Origin of the sequence: Rhodococcus sp. IEGM 1305, assembly GCF_030058635.1 — a bacterium.
GTDB classification, from domain to species: Bacteria; Actinomycetota; Actinomycetes; order Mycobacteriales; family Mycobacteriaceae; genus Rhodococcus_F; species Rhodococcus_F opacus_D.
The window spans coordinates 612,541-631,825 of record NZ_JASHKX010000001.1 but is presented as its reverse complement, the minus strand read 5'-3'; the positions used below and the strand labels follow the sequence as shown (position 1 = coordinate 631,825).

The window sequence follows — 19,285 nt, the reverse complement described above, 5'->3', positions numbered from 1 at the left end:
GGTGCGCCAGTCGGACTCTCACCGAATTCATGCCCGCGCGGGCACCATCGCATCGAGCGGATCGGTGGCGTCGACCGAGTCGAGCCAGTCGAGAATCTGTTCGGTGTGCTGTCCGAGCACCGGCGGCGCAGCATGCGCGGTCCGCACCAGCGACGCACCGTCGGCAGTTTCCATCCGCAAGGACGGACCCGGCAACTGCACCGGCCCCACCACAGGGTGCTCGACCTGCACCAGTAGTCCCTGGCTGCGGGTCTGCTCCCACTCGTAGACCTCGTCGATCGTGCGGATCGACCCCGCCGGAACACCCGCGGCCTCGAGCGCGGCGAGGACATCGACCCGCGTGCGGTCGGCGAAGTCGGCCTCGATCGTGGCGATCAACGCCTCCCGCGCCGCGACCCGGTCCCGGTTGACCGCGAACCGCGGATCCTGGGCCGACAGACCGGCCACCGGGGCGAACTTCGCCCAGATCGCCTCGCTGCCGACCGCGATCTGAACGTAGCCGTCGGCGCAGCGGAAGCTTCCGTACGGTGCGATCTGCGGGTGGTGATTGCCGGACCGCTGCGCGACCTGCTCGCCGACCGTCCACTTGGTGCCCTGGAAGGTGTGGGCGCTGATCGCGGCGGCCAACAGGGACGTCCGCACGACCATGCCCTTGCCGGTCTTTTCCCTCGATGCCAGTGCAGCCGAGACACCCGTGGCGCCGTGGACACCGGCGAGGACGTCCGCGATCGGGACTCCGATCCGCGTCGGTTCCCCGTCGGGGTCTCCGGTCACCGACATCAGCCCGGCTTCGCCCTGGGCGATCTGGTCGTAGCCGGCGCGGGATCCCTCCGGCCCGTCATGCCCGAAGCCGGTGATCGACAACGTGATCAGGCGCGGGTTGAGCTCTTCGAGCACGTCGGCCGCAAAGCCGAGCCGGTCGAACGCGCCCGGCCGCAGGTTCTCGATCAGCACGTCCGCGCGCCGGATCAGGCGGCGCAGCGCATCCTTGCCGTGCTCGGATTTGAGGTCGAGGACGATCGATTCCTTGTTCCGGTTCGCCGACATGAAGTACGACGACTGCGGGTCGTCGGCCGGCCCGACGAACGGCGGCCCCCACGTGCGGGAGTCGTCGCCGGTGCCCGGGGCTTCGACCTTGATCACGCGGGCACCAAGGTCACCGAGCATCATTGCGGCGATGGGCCCCGCCAAAGCGCGGGAGAGGTCGAGCACGAGGATGTCGCTCAGTGGTCCGACAGTCATGGCCTGCTCCCTTCTCAGAGTGTGCGCAGGCGCACGTTGACCTGCTTGGTCTGGGTGAAGCCGGCGATCATGCCCTCGAGCGACACTTCGCGGCCGAGACCACTCTGCTTGTATCCGCCGTAGGACTGGCCGACCATCTGGCCGCCGCCCTGGTTGACCTGCACCCATCCGGTTTCGAGGGCGTGGGCGGTGGACAGCGCCAGATCGAGGTTGTGTGTCCACACGTATGCGGCGAGACCGTAGTGCGAGTCGTTGGCCATCTCGATGACGTCGGAGTGGTCGTTCCACGGGATCGCGACGAGCGCAGGTCCGAAGATTTCCTCACGGGACAGGCGCCAGGAGTTGTCGGCACCGGAGAATACGGTCGGTCCCATGTAGTAGCCGTCGGAGTTGGGAACCTTGGCGGGGGATCCGTCGAGGACGGTGGCAACCTGGGACGAGCTCAGGCCGTCGTCGAGGAATCCGCAGACGGAGGCGAACTGCGTCTCGTTGATGATGGCGCCCATGTCCGTGGACTCATCCAGCGGGTTCCCGACCTTCAGGGCGGCCAACGTGTTCACCAGCCGGTCGAGGACCTCGTCGTAGATGTCCTGGTGCAGGAACAACCGGGAACCAGCCGTGCAGCTCTGTCCCTGCCGGTGTACCCGGGTCGACAGCAGCAGTTGATTGATGAAGTCGTCGTCGATGTCCACGTCGGGGAAAACGATCGAGGGATTCTTGCCGCCGAGTTCGAGGGAGACATGTGCGAGACGGCCACCGGCCTCACGGGCAACATGGCGCCCCACCTCGGTCGAGCCGGTGAAGGAGATCTTGTCGACGTCGGGGTGCTGGACCAGCGCCTCGCCGGCGACCCTGCCGGATCCGGTGATGACGTTGAGGACACCGGCGGGCAGGAACTCGGCGCAGATCTCGGCAAGCAGCAACACGCTCAGCGGGGCCGCCTCAGCCGCCTTGACCACGACGGTGTTCCCGGCAACGAGGGCGGCAGGGATCTTGAATCCGGCGATCATCAGCGGGGAATTCCAAGGCAGGATGCATCCGATGACGCCGAGCGGCTCCTGCCGCGAGTACTGAAGCTGATCGTCACCGGCGGGCAGAACCGTGCCCTTGATCTCGCCGGCGACACCGGCGAAGTACCGGAACAGGTTCGCCAGGGTGGCGACCTCCGGACGCGCCTGGGTGCGCAGCGCGTTGCCGGTGTCGAGGGCGGTGAGACGGGCCAGTTCCTCGGCCCGCGCGTCGATGGCGTCGGCGATCTGGCTCAGGACCCGGCCCCGTGCCGTGAAGTGCTGAGACCGCCACCGAGGGAAGGCTTTCTGCGCAGCACGCACCGCACGATCGACGTCCTCGGTGCCCGAGGACGGGACCCGGCCGATCACGTGCTCACGCAGAATCGGGGTGGTCACCTCACTCCACTGACCGGAAATGGCGTCCACCCAGGCCCCGTCGACGAACATGGGGTAGTCGCGGGCCTCGGGAATGTGGAGCTCAGCGAGTGAGGTTTGTGTGGAGGTCATGTCGGAATCTCCTTGATATACGGATGGCTCTGCTGGAGTGCAGTGAGGTCAGGAAATATGTGGGTGCTAGCGAAAGCGTTAGGCGGACGGAGCGACACTTCCGCGCTCGGACAGCACGCCGATCGCGTGGGCGTAGACCTCGTCGACCTCACCTTCTGCATCGACCGACAGAAGAAGCGGAGAGTAGTAATCGAGCAGCGGTCGGGTTTCGTCGTGATAGACCCGCAGGCGTCGACGAATGACACCCTCGGTGTCGTCGGCGCGGCCACGGGCCAGCATCCGTTCGACGACTGCATCGTCCGCTATCGAGAAATCCAGGACGGCGTCGATCTGGCGCAGCTGCCGGCCGAGGAGCTCATCGAGCGCGGTCGCCTGAGCCACGGTGCGGGGGAAGCCGTCCAGAATGAATCCCGTGCCCGTGTCGCCGGTAGCGAGGCGCTCCGCCACCATCCCGATGGTGACCTCGTCCGGGACCAGTTCGCCCGCGTCGAGGAACGATTTCGCCGTCTGTCCGAGTTCCGTGCCCTGCGCGATATGGGAACGGAACAGGTCACCAGTCGAGATATGGGGAAGCTGCAGCGCCGTCGAAAGCAACTGCGCCTGAGTGCCTTTACCGGCTCCCGGCGGCCCTGTCAGAATGATGCGCACAACGAATTCCTTTCACATCGAGCAGCGCCTCACACCCGGTGCCGCGGCACAGGGCGAGGTCTACGTGGGAGGGCTACGACTGTTGTTCCTGCGCGTCGAATGCGCCGGCACGGATCGCGGTCACGATCGCGGAGAAATCGCGACCCGGGCCGTCCTGGGCGACGAACTGTTCGTAGAGTTCGGTGGCGCGTCGTCCGAGCGTCGTATCGACACCGTTGTCCGCCGCGGCGGCCTGCGCGAGTCGAAGGTCCTTGAGCATCAACGCGCTCGCGAACCCGCCGGCGTAGTCGCGGTTGGCGGGGCTGGTGGGAACCGGTCCGGGAACCGGGCAGTTCGTGGTCAACGCCCAGCACTGACCGGACGCGGTCGACGAGACGTCGAACAGGGCCTGGTCGGTCAGGCCCAGCTGCGCGCCCAGCGCGAAGGCTTCGCTGACGGCGATCATGGAGATCCCCAGGATCATGTTGTTGCAGATCTTCGCGGCCTGACCTGCTCCGGAGTCGCCGCATCGGACGATGTGGGACCCCATGGCGTCCAGGAGTGAGCTGGCCTGGTCCACCGCGTCGGCCGGGCCGCCGACCATGAAGGTGAGCGTCCCGCCGTCGGCGGCGACGGTTCCTCCGGACACCGGGGCGTCCACCGCCCGATGCCCGGCTGCGACAGCCAGGTCAGCGGCTGCCCGCGCGTCGGCGACATCAATCGTCGAGCAGTCGAGGAAGAGGGTTCCCTGCGATGCGGCCGCGACCAGATCACCGTAGACGTCGAGTACGTGCTTGCCACTGGGCAGCATGGTGATGATCACGTCGGCACGCTCCGCTGCGTCTACAGGAGATGCAGCAGAGTCGATTCCGTGTGATGCTGCCTTCTCCGCTGCCACCGGGGAGGGGTCGAATCCGATGACCGTGTGGCCGTTGCGCACCAGATTCGTGGCCATACCCAAGCCCATGTTACCGAGCCCGAGGAAAGCGATCTTGCTCATCGTGTACTCCTAGCGGTGTGATAGCCGACATTCCACGCACGGGGCCGAGAAAACCCACCTGGGGCATCGATTCGAACAAACGGCTCGTGGATGAACCCCGGGGATCATGGCGCTTCGCGTCGCTCTCCGCCGGGAACGGTAATCAGTGTGCCCGCGTATGGATGATCGTGGAATCACCTAACCTGCAATGGGGATGTGCAGAATTGCATCACCACGATCGAAGTGAATCGAACCTGCTGACCTGTGTTCCCGGCGATGCGGTCTGGCCCGCGCCAGACCTGGGCCAGACAATGGGTCTTCTGACCGCGGGCACCGAGGAAGACGTCAGATCGGGTCGGTTACCCGACACTCAGAGCGCCCCAGCAAGCAACGGGTCGCATCTGTCACGCACTGGCGCGGATTACCGCCGGAGCAAGACCTGGCGTACCTGACGCACCTTTTAACCGCACAGGGCGGGTGAAGAATTCAATCAGGCCGCATCTCGGGTGGAGGTGGACGGAGCCGTTGTGCACCAGAGTAGCGGAGACCTACTCGGCATTGGTGATGATCGCTCCGGCCTTGTCGGGAACCGATGCCGGGCAGGCGGCGGCCGCCGCCGATCACGATGATGGACCGACGTGACTGATCATTGTGATCGGCGACCTGAGCAGACAGACATCTACCGCTGCTGCGCGCGACTCGTGACCGGCCGACTATTACCGTGACTTAGCGTTCGCGTGAGTTGTGCGGCGGGTCATGTAGTTCGCTGCGTTCGCCCGAATGTTGTCGACTTCCTCATCGGTGAGGGGGCGTCGGACCTTGGCCGGCACTCCAGCGACCAATGATCGGGGTGGCACGACGGTTCGTTCGGGCACCAGGGCGCCGGCGGCGACAAGGCTGTCCTCCCCTATCTCGGCGTCATTCATAATGACTGCGCCCATGCCGATGAGGACGTTGTCGCTGATTGTGCATCCGTGGACGGTGGCGTTGTGGCCGATCGAGACACCGTCACCGATGGTGGCGGGACTGCCTGGGTCGGCGTGGATCGCACACCCGTCCTGCACGTTCGTTCCCGATCCGATGGTGACTGTTTCGGCGTCGGCCCGGATCACGGCGTTGTACCAGATTCCGGATTCGGATCCGATGGTGACGGCACCGACCACGACGGCGGTCGGTGCTATCCAGGCGTCCGGTGCGATGGCAGGCGTCCGTGCGTCATCGAGGTTGAGGATCATGATGTCCTTGCGAAGTGTTGGTTCGGTGCGACACCGATGTGGGGGCGACGGCGCTTCGACGTGGGTGGTCAGGTCTGGTGCTTCAACCGCGGATGTGCAGTACGGCAGCAGGATTCAGAACTGCGGTGGGATCGAAGGCGTGTTTGACCGCTCGATGGACCTCGATGTTCACGGGATCGAGTTCCTTGCGCAGCCACCCGGCCTTCAGACGACCGACACCATGTTCACCGGTGATGGTTCCCCCTAGCTCGAGGGCCTTCTGGGTGATCGCATTGAACGCTTCCAGCGCGGCATCACGGCTGGCGGCATCAGTCTTGTCGTAGATGACGGTGGGGTGAAGGTTGCCGTCCCCGGCGTGGCCGAACACTCCGATCGTCAGTCCGGTCTGCTGCGCGATCTGCTCGATCGCCGCGATGAGATCGGTGATGCGTGAGCACGGTACGCAGACGTCGTCGAGTAACCAGTCACCGAGCCGTTCGAGGGCGGGTAGGGCTTGACGCCGCGCTTCGAGCAGCATCTCCGCTTCGGTTGGGTCGGAACTGACAACGATCTCGCCGGCGCCGTGGCTCGTGCAGTGCTGTTCGATGTCGGCGAGCACGTTGGGCGCATCGACTCCATCATGCTGAATGAGTAGCAGCGCGGCCGTGTCGTCGCCGATACCCATTTTGGTCATGTCATCGACTGCCTTGACGGTGGTGCGGTCGAGAATTTCCAGCATGGAGGGGGTGATTCCGGCACCGGAGATCGCCCTGACCGCTTTGCCCGCACCGTCGAGGGTGGAAAACGATGCCACAAGGGTCTGTGGCTGGCGCGGAGCCGGGAGTAGTCGCAGCGTGATCTCGGTGATGATCGCGAGGGTTCCCTCGGATCCGACGAGAAGGCTGGTGAGGTCGTAGCCGGCGGTACCTTTCACCGTTCGCCGCCCGGTTCGCACGATGCGCCCGTCGGCGAGCACGCATTCGAGCGCAAGAACGAAATCGCCGGTGACACCGTATTTGACGCAGCACATGCCGCCGGCGTTGGTGGCGACATTGCCGCCGATCGTGCAGAAGTCCACACTTCCGGGGTCGGGCGGGTAATACAGACCGGCCTTGCTGACGTAGTTGCGGAGTTCGGCGGTGATGACGCCCGGCTCGACGACGACGATACGGTTGTCGGTGTCGAGTTCGCGGATGGCGGTCATGCGGTGCAGGCTCAGCACGATCGCGTCGGCTGGTGTGTTCGCCCCGCCGCTGAGCCCGCTGCCGGCGCCGCGGGGCACTATTGCGACGCCGTGGGCGTGGGCTACGCGAACACAGGCCGCGACTTCCTCGGTGGTCCGGGGCATTGCCACCGCGACGGGCAGTGCGCGATCGGTGAACTGCGATTGATCTGCGGCGTAGCTAGCGACGACGTCGGGATCGGTGGTGATGATCTGGGCAGGGAGGCTGTCGATGAGCCGGTCGATCGCAGTGGAGTCGGTAATCACTGGGTGGCTTCCGCTGGTTCGGACAGGGCGAGTTCGAATGTCATGGCGATGGGATTGTGTCCCCGGACGAGTGCGCCGCTGTAGACGTTCCCGTCGACAGCTGCAGCAGCGCAGGTCAGTTCGGCTCGGATAGTGCCGGTTTCATCGCGGCGAACTCCTCCGTCGAGGTACATGACCTCAACGGCGGGCCCCGGGGCGCTGACGAGCTGGTCGCCCTGGACCAAGGTGGCACCGACGAAGGAACCGATCTTGCCCCGGATCACCGCGGTCTCGAAACCGTGCTCTTCAGCAAGATTCTCGATCGCTTCGATGATGTCGATGTTGGGGTGGACCCGGGCGACGACTGAGCGCAAGCCACCGGATGCGTTGACCGCCGGTTTCATGGGGGCGGCGGGCTGCGGCTGGAACACCGAAAAGTTGATCTCGGTGTCGGGTAAAACGGTCATCGCCACGTCACGGCTGGCGTACAGGTCGGCGGTCACCCCGGCACCGACAATGACCGACTCCGGGATGAGGTGTCCGGCGCGCATGATCCCGTCGGCGTCGACGAACTGGGCGTGGCAGTGGGTGAAGACCTCACCGTCCCGCAGCCCGATCGTCAGTCCGCCGCGCATGAACGTGGCCGGGCTACGGCCCGTGATCGGGTCGCTGAACGTCGCGACGCTGGTGCCGGCCTGGCAGACCGCCGGGATGTAGTAGTCGAACGAGGTGAACGTCCCGCCCCGCAGTTCGCCGAACGCGCTGCTGTATCCCTGCTCGAATACGGCCTGCCGCAACGCTTCCAGCAGTGGGGTTCCGGCGGGCAGTTCGACGCTGATCGGATGGAGGGTGGTCGGATACGCGTCGATCCGTTGGGGCAGCGGTGTCCCGGGTTGGGTCAGGTAGCGAACCTCGGGCAGCACTCGGTCTGTGAGGGTTGTCATGGTCAGGCCTCGCTCGGCCAGGAGTTGCGCTTGCGGAATTCCTCCTCGAGCAGGGCCGTGGTGACCTTGCCGTACCCCGAAGTCGGAAGCACGGTGGCGAACTCGATCCGCTTCGGAATCTTGTAGCGCACCATGTTCTCTCGGCACCAGCTCAGCAGCTCGTCGGCGGTCAGCGACGAGTCCGGGCGCCTGACGCACAAGGCGTAGCCGACCTCTCCCCACGTGTCGTCGGGTGCGCCGACGACACCGGCGGCGACGACATCGGGATGCTTGAGCAGTTTCTCTTCGACCTCACGTGGATCGATGTTGGAACCACCGGAGATGAACATGTCCGAGGCGCGACCGGTAATGTAGAGCAGCCCGGTCGGATCGAGATAGCCGAGATCCCCGGTCCGGAACCAGCCGTTACGGAAAGCCTTGCCGTTTGCCTCCGGGTTGTTGAGATAGCCCGCGAACACCGCTGGCCCGCAGGCACAGATCTCGCCGCGCTGGCCGGGCTCGAGTTCGCGGCCGGCGTCGTCCTGAATGCTGATCGTCATACCGGTACGCACGTAACCGGCAGTCGGGATTCCGTCGGGTTCGGCGGTGGTGCCGTGCAACTCCGGAGGCAGGACGGTGATGTTGCCGGTGACCTCGCACAGTCCGTAGTACTGCACGAGTACTGTGCCGAGAGTGTCGAGGGCGACGCGCTGATCCCGCGACGACATCGGTGCGCCGGCGTAGACCACGTAGCGCAGGCTGCTGTTATCGGGAGCATGATCGGCCGGGGCGGTCTGAACCAGCTTGTTCAAGATGGTGGGCACGGTGAACATCGTCGACACCGAGTGCCGGTCGATGAGCTCCCAGGCCTCGGCGGGGTTGAGGGTGTCGCTGGTGGTGAGCACGACCGCGGCGCCGCGAGCGACATGAGTCAGAGCGTGGACACCTGCGCCGTGTGAGAGCGGCGCCAGCACGAGCGTGGCGTCGCGGTCGGTCAGGTTGGGCATCAGGTCGCAGATGTGGTTGGTGACGACGAATGCCATCTGATCGTGCTCGAGTACCGCCGCTTTCGGACGGCCGCTGGTGCCGGAGGTGAAGAAGTACCACGCCGGCGAGTTCACGTAGACGGGTTCATCGACGGTGACATTGCCGCGGCCGGTGTGCTTCTCGATCATCTGTGACACGTGCGCGCTGGCGAACTCGGCGGTCTCTCCTTCGTCGCCGATCGACCAGATTTCGTAGTCCGACAGCGCGCGGGCGTGGTCGTCGCTCGACGCGTGGATGATCACCAGATCCGGGGCGACGAGCTCGGCCAGGGGGACGACGTCGTCGGGAAGCAGTTTGTAGTTGGTGGGCACGATGATCGCGCCCACCCGCCAGGTGGCGTAGAGGACGGTGAGCGAGTCCATGCAGTTCGCGCTGTGCAACAGGACCTTGGAGCCGGGACCGACTCCATGCTCTCGCATCGCCGCGGCCAACGCGTTGACGCGTGCGTTGAGCTGTGACCACGTCCAGGTGTGCTCGCCCCGAATGATCGCAGGTCGATCGGGTAGCCGGGCGGCGGTCTGGGTGAGGAAGGTCGCCAGATTGGTGGTGCGCTGCCGGTTGGCCGGCGATGGTGCGGTCTCTGTGGTCATGGCGGTTACCACCTCTCGAGGATGGATGCGTAGTTGGTGACCGCTGTGCCACCCATGTTGAAGATGCCGCCGAGGTCTGCGGTGGGCAGCTGGAAAGTGCCGGCTTCGCCGGTGAGCTGCATGGCAGCGATGGCGTGCATGGACACGCCGGTGGCTCCGATCGGGTGTCCCTTGGCTTTCAGGCCTCCGGACCGGTTGATCGGCAACTTTCCGTCGGGCAGGGCGAGGCCCTCGTCGACCACCTCGTGGCCGTGGCCGCGTTCGGCCAGCCCGAAGACTTCGTAGTGGATGAGTTCGGCGATGGTGAAGCAGTCGTGGGTTTCGATGAAGTCCAGATCAGTGGTGGCTGTCGCGGCCTGTTCGAGTGCCTGATTCCAGGCTCGGCGGGCACCGGCGAACTCGATCGGATCGCGCCGCGACAACGGCAGGAAGTCGTTGGCGTGCGCGCGGGCACGGAACGACACTCGCCGTGGTGCGGTCCTCGCACGGTCGGCGCTGGTGATCACCAGTGCGACCGCGCCATCGGAGATCAGCGAGCAGTCGGTGCGGCGCAGTGGAGCCGCCACGTAGGGGTTCTTGTCCGAGACTTCGTTGCAGAATTCGAAGCTGAGGTCTTTGTGTAACTGAGCGTAGGGATTGGTCATGCCATTGTGGTGATTCTTCGCGGCGATGGCCGCCATGGCCGCACTGGGATCGCCATAGCGGTCGGCGTATGCGCTCGCGATGCCGGCGAAGACACCGGCGAACCCGCCGGAGACATTCGACTCCTCGGGCCGGTAGCAGCCGGACAACAGGATCTCGCCGGCGCGTGGGGTGTCGACGCCGGTCATCTTCTCGGCGCCGATGACCACAGCCACATCGCCGCGGCCCGAATCGATGAAGTCGCATGCCGCGTAGACCGCGGCGCTGCCGGTCCCGCAGGCGTTCTCCACCCGCATCGCGGGGGTGAACTGGAATTCGGGGTTGGTGAGAGAGACCAGCGAAGCCTGGAAGTCCTGATCGGAGAAACCGTTGTTGTAGACGCCGACGAACAGGCCGTCGACCTCGTCTGCGGTGACCTGTGCGTGCGTAAGCGCTTGCGGGACCACCGAGCCGATCATGGCGGTGACATCGGGTTCGTCGAGTCTGCCGAACTTCGAGTGCCCCCATCCGATGATGGATGTTCGACTGGTCATGCGTTTCCTCCAACGATAAGTGTGAAACTGGTTTGTTTGTAGGTTATTTCAGATTTTTGCGTGCAGCTTCGGTGCTTCGCTGCGGCGCAGAGTCGGTGCCAGGCGGGCGGCTTCTTCCTTGAGCAGGATCGCCAGCCGCGCCTGCCGGTCAGGACCCAGACGTGAGCTGATGGCCGCGATGCTCAGTGCCATCGCGGGTTCGCCACTGGCGTCGGGGACCGCGATGCCGATGGCCCACGACTCGGGAACCACGGTGCCTTCGTTGACCGCGACACCTCCGCGCCGGCGGACGAGTTCGGCCTGCTCGAGGATCCAGTCCGGGGTGAGGTTGGGGTAGTTCTCCGCGAGCTCTGCGGCATTGGCTGCGGTGACGGCAGAGGCCTCCTGCGGCGACATCGCAGCCAGCAGCGCCAGGCCATGAGCACCGACGCCGAGCGGATACCGGTCCCCTGCCTGCAGCACGTGGCTGCGAATCGGCCAGGTCCCTTCCTCGCGGTGCAGGCAGACCGAGTGCGTTCCGCGGCGCACCGAGATGAACGCCGCGTCCTCGGAGACCTGCGCGAGCCGCACCACCGACGCCAATGCCTGCTGCTGCAGCCCGTGCCGGCGCTCGGCGGCGCTGCCGATGATGTAGGCCTCCGACCCGAGCCGATACTTACGGTCCTCGGACTGCTCGAGATAGCAACTGCTCACCAACTCCGCGAGGAGTCTATGCACCGTGGGCTTACTCAACCCGCTCTCGGAGGCCAACTCCGCCAGCGAGAGCCCGCCCATCCGTTCGTGCCCGGCGACCATCGACAACAAGTTGAGGGCTCGGCGAACACTTTGCGTTCCGGTGGTCGGCTGTCGGTCGGCTGCGGCCGAAGCGGGGGAATCGTTCCGCATCATGGAATCCCTAGAGGTGAGTTGTGGAATGCGATTTCGTGTTGAAAGTACCTCTCAGCACTTCTTGCACGATAGGAGTGACCGTGGTCTCAGTCAACTATTCCGCTATGTGGACCATTTTGCTGGGCTTTTGTGGACTTGGTTGACGCCTCGGGGCACGCGGGCTCACAGTTGCTTCGACATCGTGACCGAGGTCACGAGCTCAGCGTTCGTGGTATCCGCTCCCCGCTCACACGCTGTTTTGCTTCGATCACAGACAGGACCCGCAACCAATGACGAAGACGATGGTGAATGAACAGCCACCCCGAATCGACTTCCGGCAGGCCCGCTGGTCACGGGTTGGTGTGCCGTTGTTCGTGACCTACTTCATCTGTTTCATGGATCGCACCAACATCAGCGTCGCGTCCCCCCACCTGGCGGAAGAACTTCAGCTCAGCGCCGCTGCGATGGGTGTGGTGTTCTCGGCCTTCTTCTGGGGATACGTCCTCAGCGGCATGCCCGCCGGAGCCTGGGCGAACAGGGGCCACGCCAAAACCATCATCGTGGTCTGCATGGTGATCATCGGCCTGGCCGCCGGCCTGACCGGAGTCGTGCACAACTATCCGGTGCTCCTGGCTGCCCGCGTCGTGCTGGGACTGGCCGAAGGCGCGATCTTCCCTGCTTTCGCGGTCATGTTCATCAGCTGGTTTCCTTCCCGGGAACGCGGACTCGCGGTTGCCTTGACCATGTACACGGTGCCGCTGTCGGCGGCAGTCATGGCACCACTGTCGGGCTGGCTGATCGACCTAGCCAATTGGCGAGCGATGTTCATCATCCAGGCCATCCCGGCGATCCTCGTCGCTGTCTGGCTGCACTTCGCCGTCACCGAGCGCCCCGAGGACAATCCTCACCTGAGCGACGAGGAACGCGACTACATCGTCACCACCCGGACAGTCGAAACCGCCGACGAATCAACCTTGCTGCAGGTATTCGCCCGCCCGACCGTGTGGCTGTTGGCGCTGGTGTACTTCTTCTGGGCGATGGGTATCTATGCGCTGACCTTGTGGCTACCCACCGTCATCGGCGACCTCACCGGTGAAGGGTCGCTGATGGTCGGATTGCTCACCGCCATCCCATTCCTGTGCGGAACAGTCGCAATGTATGTCGTCACCAAGGCCGCTGTCACCACCGGCCGCTCCTTGGGCTATTTCATCGCCCCGTGTATCGGACTCAGTGGAGCAGCGATGCTCGCCCAGCACTTCATCGATCTGGGAGTGGCCTTCAGTTTCGCGATGCTCGTGCTGTCTGCCGGCTCGATCTACGCGGCCCTGGCCCTGTGGTGGACCTGGGTGATGCAGATCGTGCCCCGTAACCAGGCCGGAGCCTCAGTGGGATTCGTAAACCTCTGCGGCAACTTCGGCGGGCTCGTCGGACCTCTGCTCATCGGCCTGGTCGCCACCGAAGGCAACACCGCATCCGGATTCTGGATCGTCGGTGTCGGCATCCTCATCGCCGCCACGGTCGTCATGGTCGTCGACGCGCGCCGCACCCGTTCCCAGGCACTCGAGCAGTCGCTCTAACTCTTCCGCCGACCTGGCATACAGAACAGAGATAGGCAATGATCAAACGCATCGCACTGGTCACCGGAGCCGCCGCCGGTATCGGCGCAGCCATCGCCGAACACCTTGCCGTTCAGGGCAACCACGTGATCCTGGCCGATCTCAACTACGAGGCCGCCAACCAGCTCGCGAAGACCCTCGCAGACCGCGGCACCGTCGCCGAAGCCGTCCGCCTCGACGTCGGCGACAGCGAATCGATCGCCCAGGGATTCGCCTGGCTCGCCGACACCTACGGGCGCTGCGACATCCTGGTCAACAACGCCGGTATCGCCCGCACCTACCCCTTCGTCGACTACCCCGACGATCACTGGCTGGCCACCTTGAACATCAACGTCACCGGGGCATTCCGGTGCGGCCAGCACGCAGCCCGGCTGATGCTCGACCACGAGTGGGGACGCATCATCAACATCGCGTCCACCAGCGGGATCCGGGCCGGCACCGGACGCACCGCCTACGGAACCTCCAAAGCCGCGCTCATCGCTCTGACCAAACAGATGGCCGTCGAACTCGCACCGCGCGGCATCACCGCCAACGCCGTGGCCCCCGGCCCGATCGAAACACCACTCTCGCGTGAAGTGCACACCGAAGCGATGCGCGAGGCATACAACAACCACGTACCCGCACACCGCTACGGCACCCCCGACGAGGTGGCCGCCGCCGTCGGCTTCCTCGCCTCGGAGGCAGCGTCCTACATCAACGGACACGTCGTGCCCGTCGACGGCGGTTTCCTCGCCGCCGGAATGCTCAGTGACTGAACGGTTTCTGTTCGTCGAGGCGTTCGGCCAACCACCCCCGAAACCCCCACCGTTTTACAAAAGGGATCGGTCCCGTCGGACCGCTCCACACCCCAGCGAGAGAAAGCAGCAGAGTGTCCATCGCGGAAGCCAGCAAGATGACAGTCGAGATGTTCTATGACGACGATGCCGATCTGTCGATCATCCAGGGCCGTAAGGTCGCTGTGATCGGTTACGGAAGCCAGGGCCACGCGCACTCGCTGAGCCTGCGCGACTCGGGCGTCGATGTGCGTATCGGCCTCAAGGAAGGCTCGAAGTCCCGCGCGAAGGCCGAGGAGCAGGGCCTGACCGTCGGTACCCCCGCCGAGGTCTCCGAGTGGGCCGACGTGATCATGGTGCTCGCACCCGACACCGCGCAGGCGTCGATCTTCACCAATGACATCGAGCCCAACCTGAAGGACAGCGACGCGCTGTTCTTCGGACACGGCCTCAACATCCACTTCGACCTGATCAAGGCTCCGGAGTTCGTCACCGTCGGCATGGTCGCCCCCAAGGGCCCCGGCCACCTGGTGCGCCGTCAGTTCGTCGACGGCAAGGGTGTTCCCGCGCTCATCGCGATCGACCAGGACCCGAAGGGTGAGGGCCAGGCCCTCGCGCTGTCCTACGCCAAGGGCATCGGCGGCACCCGCGCCGGCGTCATCAAGACCACGTTCAAGGAAGAGACCGAGACCGACCTCTTCGGCGAGCAGGCCGTGCTCTGCGGCGGCACCGAGGAACTGGTCAAGACCGGTTTCGAGGTCATGGTCGAGGCCGGCTACGCCCCCGAGATGGCGTACTTCGAGGTGCTGCACGAGCTCAAGCTCATCGTCGACCTCATGTACGAGGGTGGCATCGCCCGCATGAACTACTCGGTGTCCGACACCGCGGAGTTCGGCGGTTACGTGTCCGGCCCGCGCGTCATCGACGCCGGCACCAAGGAGCGCATGAAGGCGATCCTGGCCGACATCCAGTCGGGTGAATTCACCCGCCGCCTCGTCGCCAACGTCGAGAACGGCAACACCGAACTCGAGGGCCTGCGCAAGGCCAACGCCGAGCACCCCATCGAGGTCACCGGCAAGAAGCTGCGCGACCTGATGAGCTGGGTCGACCGCCCGATCACCGAAACCGCCTGACACCAGAGAAGAAAGCAATGGATACTCGAGTAGCAATTGTCACGGGTGCGGGCTCCGGAATCGGTGCTGCGTGCGCCGAGGTTCTCGCAGACGCGGGACACCACATCATCGTCGCCGATCGCGACGTCTCGAGCGCAGAACAAGTTGCATCTGCGCTGAACGCCCGGTCTTACAGTGCCGAACCTCAGCACATAGACATCGGGGACAAGGAATCGATCCGGTCGACTTTCGACGATCTCGCTATAAATCATGGCCGATGCGACATTCTCGTGAACAACGCGGGCATTTCACAAGTGCACGATATTTTGTCGTTTCCCGATGACGTATGGGAAAAAACGTTGAACATCAACCTGACTGGGGCTTTCCGATGCAGCCAACGGGCGGCGAAGATGATGGCCGAGCACAGGTGGGGGCGGATCGTCAACGTCAGCTCGATCAGCGGGATCCGGGCCGGCGTCGGCCGCACCGCATATGGGTCAGCTAAAGCCGGCGTCGACGCTTTGACCCGCCAATTTGCCGTCGAACTCGGGCATGCGGGTATCACGGCAAACGCTGTTGCACCCGGTCCCATCGAGACGCCTCTCGCCCATGTGACGCACAGCGAAGAAACTCGAAAGTCTTATTACAGCCACATTCCGTTGCGGCGGTATGGCAACCCTGAGGAAATCGCTTTCGCCGTTGGGTTTCTCACTTCAGAACAGGCCGGTTATATCACCGGACATACCCTGCCAGTCGACGGCGGATTCGTCGCTGCAGGACTGCTGAACATATAGCTACACCGTGACAGAGGTTCGTACTCCACGACATCGGAGCAGAGTGCATTCGCCCGTTTGTCTCAATCCCTCCGAAGGAGGACAGGTGTCAGGACAGGGATTGTCGTTCATTACGTCCGACGATGTTGAATTGATCTACGACGATGAAGGTGTCGGCCGCACCTTCCTCTTCCTACATGGTTACGGCTGTCGACGAGGACACTGGGAGTATCAGCGTCAGGCACTGTTGGATGTCGACCATCGAGTGATAGCACTCGACCTGAGGGGTCACGGCGACTCCCAGAAACCGCCGCACGGACAAACGATCGCACGTATGGGTCAGGACGTCCGCGAATTGATTTCGGCGCTGGATCTCGATCAGGTGACTCTGGTGGGGCATTCCATGGGAGTGTCGGTATCGCTCGCGATGTTCATGATCTCCGGCTCTGATCGGATCGAGCGCTTTGTCTACATTGATCAGTCGCCGAAGATCATCAATGACGAACACTGGCACTGGGGCGTCAAAGGCGTGAACTGGAGTAATGCCGATGACTGTGTGAATTTCCGTATCAAATGGAGTAATGAAGACCAAGAACCCCCACTGCCTCCCGGCTCAGCCATGGCGGAAGAACCTTGGGCGACCTTCGATCATGCTGCGGTGTCTAAACTTTTCCTCAACCACTTCGTCTCTGATTGGCGTGACGTCCTACCGCGAATTCCTGTTCCCACCTGGGTTGTGACCTCTCGCTTCACGAATTATTACCATTCGGATGGGATGGAGTGGGTCGCGAAGCAGATTCCCATCAGCCGCTTCACGATTTTCGAGCAGAGCGGACACCAGCCACATGTCAGCGAGGCAGTCGAGTTCAATCGACAACTGCTCGAATTCTGCGCACTTCCCACATCGGTGACCGCCGAACACTAAGCCTATTCACAGGACGAAGACCATGAACAAAGCTCTGCGAGCCAGACTTGCCGCAAACGAAACCGCCTACGGGATGTGGGTCACCTCGGAAGCCGCCGCCGTAACCGAAGTTGCTGCAGTCCTTGGCTTGGACTGGATCTGCATCGACATGGAACATGGCTACCTGAATTACAAAGACATTCAGGGCCATCTCGCCGCAGCACGCGGTAGCCAACTGTCAGTCTTCGTGCGACCCCCCACCCAAGCCCTCGAACCGATCAAACGGGCACTCGATGTAGGCGCCCACGGGTTGATCGTTCCGCTCATCAACAACGCCGCCGAGGTCGAAGCCGTCCGACAGCACATTTACTACCCCCCTATCGGGCGACGGGGCATCGGCGGTGAGCGCAGCGTCACCTGGGGCCTCGAGTTGGAAAACTATGTGAAGTCTGCCAACGACGAACTTATGTTCTTGCCGATGATCGAGACCCAAGAAGCTTATGACAATCTCGACTCGATCTTGTCGGTCGCCCAGATCGAAGCTATTTTCCTAGGTCCCGGCGATATGTCTGCGAGCCGCGGGGCTGTCGGCGAATGGGAAGGGCCCGGCGTCGCGGAGCTCAATCTCGACATCCTAGAGCGGGCCGAAGCACGCGGCATTCACGCTGGCCTCGTCGCACGCAGCACCGAAGAAGCAATTACTCGACGCGATCAAGGATTCCGTATGGTTTCGTTAGGGTCCGACATTGGTCTCATGATTCGGCAAATCCGATCAATGGCAACAGAACTCGGCCGCGAGCCACGACTGCACAGCTGGTTCTAATTTTCCGTCCCTACGCGTAATCGCTCCATTCCACAGGAGAAATGCAGTGTCACAACACGTCTCACCCGAAGCACCCGGCAGCAGCTCGGCGCGACACGAGGAAGCGAGCCGCTCGTCCGCCGCTGCCGGTGAACTCGACGGCATCGTCGTCGCCGTATTCGGTGCCGGGTCCCGCGCCGACAGCCTGAGTAACGGTCAAGCGGCGGCGCTGACTTTCGCCCGAGCCGGTGCGGCGGTCGCCTGCATCGATGTCGACGGTCACGCCGCCGACGTCGTCACCCAGCAAATCATCGACGAAGGCGGGACGGCACTCAGCGTCCAGGCGGACGTCACCTCAGAGGACGACGTGGTCCGCGCCTACTCGGCGATGGCCGCCGAATGGGAGCCGCCGCTGGCGGTGCACAACAATGTCGGTGTCACCATTCCAGGCGAAATCGTCGACCTCGATCGGGCCGGCTGGGACAAGGGAATGGCGCTCAATGCCACCAGCTGCTACCTCACCATCCGCCACGCCCTGCCCCACATGCTCGCCCGCGGGAAGGGCTCCATCGTCAACGTGTCATCGTTGGCCAGCATTCGTGACACGGGATACGTGTACCCGGTGTACAACGCCAGCAAGGCAGCGGTAAATCAGCTGACGATCTCGCTCGCGCTGACTTACGCGAAACGCGGCATCCGAGCGAATGCCATCCTTCCCGGACTCATCGACACTCCGATCGGACGCCAGGCGAGGGGACCCGAGGTCGACCTCGACAAGGAACTCGCCGCCCGCCATGCCGCCAGCCCGACCGGACAAATGGGCACTCCCTGGGACGTCGCCAACGCCGCGTTGTTCCTCATGAGCGACCGCGCCGCCTACGTCAACGGAGTTCTTCTGCCAATCGACGGTGGGCTGAGCGCCCGGTGCATCTGACTTCGGCGTCGGATCAATCACCGGACGCATCGGCAACACCGCCGGCGAAATCTGGACACGTTGTGGGCGATAGTGTCGGCACCACACCTTGAATTCATCCGCGTAACCGTCACATGGGTCGTCGTAAGCGGTCCCGGCAAGGAAAGCATGTCTACGAACACAACTATCGACGATGGCGCGTTGTGGATCGCGCACCGAGCGGTGCAAGACCGTCGTGAGCTTTCGGAGGTCGACGCGTGATCGCCTACGTGTTGCTCGCCGGCGCCATCGTGTGCGAGATCGTCGCAACGCTGTCATTGAAAGTGTCCGAAGGCTTCAGCAAGCTCCCGCCCTCCCTCCTGGTTGTGATCGGCTACGTGTGCAGCTTCACTTTGCTCGGCCTGGCGCTCAACCGCGGGCTCCCGGTTAGCGTCGGCTACGCAATATGGGCCGCTGCAGGAACAACGATCGTGGCAATCCTCGGTGTGGTGTTCTTCCGAGAATCACTCTCCGGTGTGGCCATAGCGGGATTAGCGCTCATCGTCGTTGGCGTGGGACTACTGAATCTCGGTAGCACCGGGCACGGCACTTCATCGAACCCAGCTTCGGATGACGAAGTAAGCACCCAATCACGGTGAGGTGCAATTCTGGCATACCGGTGCACGGGGTGGCCCCGGCAGGGCGGGTTGCGCCCGCTCTGCCGGCGACAGTAGTGCTGCCGCCCTGGGCAGGTACCCGATCAC

General features: G+C 63.9%; 18 protein-coding genes. 8 read left to right on the top strand and 10 right to left on the bottom strand.

Annotated elements, in window-relative coordinates:
- Positions 1 to 27: 27 nt before the first annotated feature.
- The 10 genes from QM693_RS02860 to QM693_RS02815 form a co-directional block, all read right to left on the bottom strand.
- Positions 28 to 1,242: a CaiB/BaiF CoA transferase family protein gene (locus tag QM693_RS02860; protein WP_283351318.1), complete on the bottom strand. Its 1,215-nt coding sequence runs from the start codon at positions 1,240 to 1,242 to the stop codon at positions 28 to 30.
- 14 nt (positions 1,243 to 1,256) lie between these two features.
- Positions 1,257 to 2,759, bottom strand: a complete 1,503-nt coding sequence (locus QM693_RS02855) for an aldehyde dehydrogenase family protein (protein ID WP_283351317.1) — start codon at positions 2,757 to 2,759, stop codon at positions 1,257 to 1,259.
- Between the two features lie 78 nt (positions 2,760 to 2,837).
- Positions 2,838 to 3,407: an adenylate kinase gene (locus tag QM693_RS02850; RefSeq protein WP_283351316.1), complete on the bottom strand. Its 570-nt coding sequence runs from the start codon at positions 3,405 to 3,407 to the stop codon at positions 2,838 to 2,840.
- A 73-nt stretch (positions 3,408 to 3,480) separates the two neighbouring features.
- Positions 3,481 to 4,386 carry a 3-hydroxyisobutyrate dehydrogenase gene (mmsB, locus tag QM693_RS02845; protein WP_283351315.1) on the bottom strand — a complete coding sequence of 302 codons (906 nt, stop codon included), beginning with the start codon at positions 4,384 to 4,386 and terminating at the stop codon, positions 3,481 to 3,483.
- A gap of 695 nt (positions 4,387 to 5,081) precedes the next feature.
- Positions 5,082 to 5,600: a gamma carbonic anhydrase family protein gene (locus QM693_RS02840; RefSeq protein ID WP_283351314.1), complete on the bottom strand. Its 519-nt coding sequence runs from the start codon at positions 5,598 to 5,600 to the stop codon at positions 5,082 to 5,084.
- An 82-nt stretch (positions 5,601 to 5,682) separates the two neighbouring features.
- A complete protein-coding gene (locus QM693_RS02835) occupies positions 5,683 to 7,068 on the bottom strand; it encodes an FAD-binding oxidoreductase (protein WP_283351313.1) in 1,386 nt (461 codons plus the stop codon).
- Positions 7,065 to 7,991 (bottom strand): PCC domain-containing protein, encoded by a 927-nt coding sequence (locus QM693_RS02830; RefSeq protein ID WP_283351312.1) that lies wholly within the window; start codon positions 7,989 to 7,991, stop codon positions 7,065 to 7,067. Before QM693_RS02830 ends, QM693_RS02835 begins: the two co-directional genes overlap by 4 nt.
- A 2-nt stretch (positions 7,992 to 7,993) precedes the next feature.
- The gene (locus QM693_RS02825) at positions 7,994 to 9,607 is read right to left on the bottom strand and encodes an AMP-binding protein (protein WP_283351311.1); all 1,614 of its coding nucleotides are present in this window, start codon (positions 9,605 to 9,607) and stop codon (positions 7,994 to 7,996) included.
- A gap of 5 nt (positions 9,608 to 9,612) precedes the next feature.
- Complete coding sequence (locus QM693_RS02820) at positions 9,613 to 10,782, bottom strand: acetyl-CoA acetyltransferase (protein WP_283351310.1); 1,170 nt, start codon at positions 10,780 to 10,782, stop codon at positions 9,613 to 9,615.
- A 48-nt stretch (positions 10,783 to 10,830) separates the two neighbouring features.
- Entirely contained in the window at positions 10,831 to 11,667 is an 837-nt protein-coding gene (locus tag QM693_RS02815; RefSeq protein ID WP_283351309.1) for an IclR family transcriptional regulator, read from the bottom strand.
- Positions 11,668 to 11,939: 272 nt separating this feature from the next.
- On the opposite strand from QM693_RS02815, the gene QM693_RS02810 reads away from it, so the two are divergent.
- From QM693_RS02810 to QM693_RS02775, 8 genes are all read left to right on the top strand, one after another.
- Entirely contained in the window at positions 11,940 to 13,226 is a 1,287-nt protein-coding gene (locus QM693_RS02810; protein WP_283351308.1) for an MFS transporter, read from the top strand.
- Positions 13,227 to 13,264: 38 nt separating this feature from the next.
- Positions 13,265 to 14,020, top strand: a complete 756-nt coding sequence (locus QM693_RS02805) for an SDR family NAD(P)-dependent oxidoreductase (protein WP_283351307.1) — start codon at positions 13,265 to 13,267, stop codon at positions 14,018 to 14,020.
- A 137-nt stretch (positions 14,021 to 14,157) separates the two neighbouring features.
- Positions 14,158 to 15,171, top strand: a complete 1,014-nt coding sequence (ilvC, locus tag QM693_RS02800) for a ketol-acid reductoisomerase (protein ID WP_283351476.1) — start codon at positions 14,158 to 14,160, stop codon at positions 15,169 to 15,171.
- Positions 15,172 to 15,188: 17 nt separating this feature from the next.
- On the top strand, positions 15,189 to 15,944 hold the full coding sequence (locus QM693_RS02795; protein ID WP_283351306.1) for an SDR family NAD(P)-dependent oxidoreductase: 756 nt from the start codon (positions 15,189 to 15,191) through the stop codon (positions 15,942 to 15,944).
- Between the two features lie 85 nt (positions 15,945 to 16,029).
- Complete coding sequence (locus tag QM693_RS02790; protein ID WP_283351305.1) at positions 16,030 to 16,848, top strand: alpha/beta fold hydrolase; 819 nt, start codon at positions 16,030 to 16,032, stop codon at positions 16,846 to 16,848.
- 22 nt (positions 16,849 to 16,870) lie between these two features.
- A complete protein-coding gene (locus QM693_RS02785; RefSeq protein ID WP_283351304.1) occupies positions 16,871 to 17,650 on the top strand; it encodes an HpcH/HpaI aldolase family protein in 780 nt (259 codons plus the stop codon).
- 46 nt (positions 17,651 to 17,696) lie between these two features.
- Positions 17,697 to 18,563 carry an SDR family NAD(P)-dependent oxidoreductase gene (locus tag QM693_RS02780; protein ID WP_250772274.1) on the top strand — a complete coding sequence of 289 codons (867 nt, stop codon included), beginning with the start codon at positions 17,697 to 17,699 and terminating at the stop codon, positions 18,561 to 18,563.
- A gap of 236 nt (positions 18,564 to 18,799) precedes the next feature.
- On the top strand, positions 18,800 to 19,180 hold the full coding sequence (locus QM693_RS02775; protein ID WP_283351303.1) for a DMT family transporter: 381 nt from the start codon (positions 18,800 to 18,802) through the stop codon (positions 19,178 to 19,180).
- Positions 19,181 to 19,285: the final 105 nt, after the last annotated feature.

Bases quoted from the DNA above. Each gene is read 5' to 3' on its own strand.
- QM693_RS02860 (WP_283351318.1), bottom strand. From the start codon at position 1,242: ATGACTGTCGGACCACTGAGCGACATCCTCGTGCTCGACCTCTCCCGC.
- QM693_RS02855 (WP_283351317.1), bottom strand. From the start codon at position 2,759: ATGACCTCCACACAAACCTCACTCGCTGAGCTCCACATTCCCGAGGCC.
- mmsB (WP_283351315.1), bottom strand. From the start codon at position 4,386: ATGAGCAAGATCGCTTTCCTCGGGCTCGGTAACATGGGCTTGGGTATG.
- QM693_RS02840 (WP_283351314.1), bottom strand. From the start codon at position 5,600: ATGATCCTCAACCTCGATGACGCACGGACGCCTGCCATCGCACCGGAC.
- QM693_RS02830 (WP_283351312.1), bottom strand. From the start codon at position 7,991: ATGACAACCCTCACAGACCGAGTGCTGCCCGAGGTTCGCTACCTGACC.
- QM693_RS02825 (WP_283351311.1), bottom strand. From the start codon at position 9,607: ATGACCACAGAGACCGCACCATCGCCGGCCAACCGGCAGCGCACCACC.
- QM693_RS02820 (WP_283351310.1), bottom strand. From the start codon at position 10,782: ATGACCAGTCGAACATCCATCATCGGATGGGGGCACTCGAAGTTCGGC.
- QM693_RS02815 (WP_283351309.1), bottom strand. From the start codon at position 11,667: ATGCGGAACGATTCCCCCGCTTCGGCCGCAGCCGACCGACAGCCGACC.
- QM693_RS02810 (WP_283351308.1), top strand. From the start codon at position 11,940: ATGACGAAGACGATGGTGAATGAACAGCCACCCCGAATCGACTTCCGG.
- QM693_RS02805 (WP_283351307.1), top strand. From the start codon at position 13,265: ATGATCAAACGCATCGCACTGGTCACCGGAGCCGCCGCCGGTATCGGC.
- ilvC (WP_283351476.1), top strand. From the start codon at position 14,158: ATGACAGTCGAGATGTTCTATGACGACGATGCCGATCTGTCGATCATC.
- QM693_RS02795 (WP_283351306.1), top strand. From the start codon at position 15,189: ATGGATACTCGAGTAGCAATTGTCACGGGTGCGGGCTCCGGAATCGGT.
- QM693_RS02785 (WP_283351304.1), top strand. From the start codon at position 16,871: ATGAACAAAGCTCTGCGAGCCAGACTTGCCGCAAACGAAACCGCCTAC.